The following is a 2,495-nucleotide window of genomic DNA, read 5'->3' as shown; positions in this document are numbered from 1 at the left end:
CCGGGCGGGGCTATCGGCGCCGCCGTCCCGGGCGGCGCAGGGAGCGGCGAAGCCGGGAGCGGCAGCGCAGCCGCAGGCAGCGAAGCGCCGACGCCGCTGGCGGGCGCGGGGCGCTCCGCGGCGAAGCCGGAGACGGCTGCGAAGCAGCCGGTGGCGCCGAAGGCGCCGAGCGCGCCCGCGCTGCCGCCGGCGAAGCTGCCGAGCTCCGCGAAGCCGGGGGGAGCGGAGCCGGAAGGCGGCAAGGCGGTGACGCCGCCGGCGGGGCCGATCGAGCCGCCGAAGGCGAGCTCGGAGCCGGAGGCGTCAGGCTCGGCCGTCGCGAAGCCGGGGTTTCAGACGCCGCCGAGCCCGGCAGGCACTGGGGATCTCGCGCCGCCGGGACGGGCAAGCAATTAGGAGCACGGCGCAGCCAGGACGGGGCATGCTTCCATGACTTACATAGCTTCATAGCTTCAACATTTGTCCTTGCCTTGGACGAATAAGACATTTCCGGTGCGTTATAGGACTATGATTGAGGCGACCTAGACCAATAGAGGAACTCAGATGTGTTACTCGTGTCGAATGTAGGTTGCATATCTTGTTTTTGTCGTATTAAGGCACCATAGTTCCTTTATTTACCACAATTCATTTGAACTACGGCTGATAACGCATCGCTGTTCCTCTATTGGACTTTATCGGAAGTCACACATCTCTTGTCCATGTCTTCATACTCGTAAGGAACAACTATTTTTCATTATCTGTACAGGAGGAGTCGCTCCTTTGGGCTTTATTTCCATACTCAGCTTTGCACACAAATTAATAGAAGAACGGGTGCAGCCGGGAGAAACCGTTGTCGACGCTACGGCCGGCGGCGGAGTCGATACGGCGTTCCTGGCCCGGCTTGTCGGGCCCGCCGGGATCGTGCACGCCTTCGACATCCAGCAGCACGCGCTGGATCGTACGGCTTCGCGGCTTCAACAGGAATGTCCCGGCCGCGACGTCCGGCTTCACCTGCGCAGCCATGAAGCGATGCTGGAGGCCATCCCCGAAGAAAACCATGGCCGCATCGGGGCCGTGATGTTTAACCTTGGCTACCTGCCCGGAGCCGATCATGAAACCGTGACCGAACCGGCGTCAACGCTGGCCGCCTTGGAAGCATCCGCTCAGCTTATTCGACGCGGGGGCATTATTACGATCGTGCTGTATACCGGCCATCGGGGAGGCCTGGAGGAAGCGACCGAGGTCGAGCGCTGGACTGCCGCCTTGCCACAAAAGCATTTTCAGACGCTGCAGTATCGTTTTATGAATCAGATCAATCACCCGCCTTACCTTATCGCCATCGAAAAGAGATAGTGCCGTGCCCACGCTTTCAGTGCTTTTAGCTATAGCAAAACGCGGGGCGGATTGATATAATGCAAAATAGAAAAAAAGAAAGGCCCGGTGTATTTCGGTAAACCCGGCCGACTAGGATAAGGAAGTGGGAGTAATGAAGCCGTATCCGTTGCAATGCAAGCCTGAATTTAAAGAAAGAGTATGGGGCGGACGTGCGCTCGAACAGTTCGGACTCGATCTGCCGGAGGGCAAGATCGGCGAAGGCTGGATGATCGGCGATCATCCGAATGGAACGACAACCGTCGCGAACGGCGAGTTGGCCGGCATGGGACTCGATCAAATCCGCGAGCAATACGGGAGCGAGTTTTTCGGCAGCAAAGGTTTTTCCGAGAAAAACGGCCGGTTCCCGCTGCTCATCAAGCTGCTGGATTGCCAGGACGACCTGTCGGTGCAGGTACACCCGAACGATCATTACGAGCGTCTGCCGCAAGGCGAGCTGGGCAAAACCGAAATGTGGTATATTTTGGATGCCAAGCCGGGCGCTAAAATCATCTACGGCTTGAAAGACGGCGTTACCCGCGAGCAGTTGGCTGAAGCTATCGAGCAGAACCGCATCCTGGACTGCTTGAACGAAGTTACCGCGGAAGCGGGCGATTCCTTCTATATCCCCGCAGGCACCGTGCATGCGCTCGGAGCGGGCGTACTGGTCGCCGAAATTCAACAAAATTCGGACAGCACTTACCGGCTGTACGACTACGACCGTCTCGGTCTGGACGGCAAGCCGCGCGAGCTGCACATTGAAGACTCCTTGAACGTCATCGCCTACGAAAACTCGGGCGCTACGTATATGAAAACGAACCTGAACGCCTCCGGCGAATGGTTGACCCTGGCCCGCTCCCCGTTCTTCGTGACGGAAAAAGGCCGCGTCGAAGGCAAGTGGCCGCTGCAAACGTCGCCGGAAAGCTTCGTGATCCACATCATCTGCGAAGGCACAGGCTCGATCCGTTGGGCCGACGGCGAGCTGAACGTGAAACCGGGCGAATGCTACCTGCTGCCGGCCAGCCTTGGCAGCTATTCACTTGAGGGCAGCATGACAGTCCTGCGCAGCTACCTGCCATAAACCTTAGCGGACATAAAAAACAAAGAACACCTCGTCTTTTCGTCATGAACTGTGACCCAGATTG

Annotated in this window: 3 protein-coding genes; all 3 read left to right on the top strand. The window is 58.5% G+C overall.

Annotated features, from left to right (window positions below):
- Positions 1-250: hypothetical protein (locus QJ48_RS37795; RefSeq protein ID WP_193394534.1), on the top strand; the 250-nt coding region annotated here is incomplete at its 5' end.
- Positions 251-759: 509 nt separating this feature from the next.
- Positions 760-1,332 (top strand): class I SAM-dependent methyltransferase, encoded by a 573-nt coding sequence (locus QJ48_RS33015; protein WP_054977555.1) that lies wholly within the window; start codon positions 760-762, stop codon positions 1,330-1,332.
- 133 nt (positions 1,333-1,465) lie between these two features.
- Complete coding sequence (locus QJ48_RS33010) at positions 1,466-2,431, top strand: type I phosphomannose isomerase catalytic subunit (RefSeq protein ID WP_054977554.1); 966 nt, start codon at positions 1,466-1,468, stop codon at positions 2,429-2,431.
- The last annotated feature ends 64 nt before the right edge of the window (positions 2,432-2,495 follow it).

Source organism: Paenibacillus sp. A3 (assembly GCF_001399685.1).
GTDB lineage: Bacteria > Bacillota > Bacilli > Paenibacillales > NBRC-103111 > Paenibacillus_G.
Note: the sequence above shows the minus strand (reverse complement) of the source record. Positions and strands in the feature narration are given on the sequence as shown.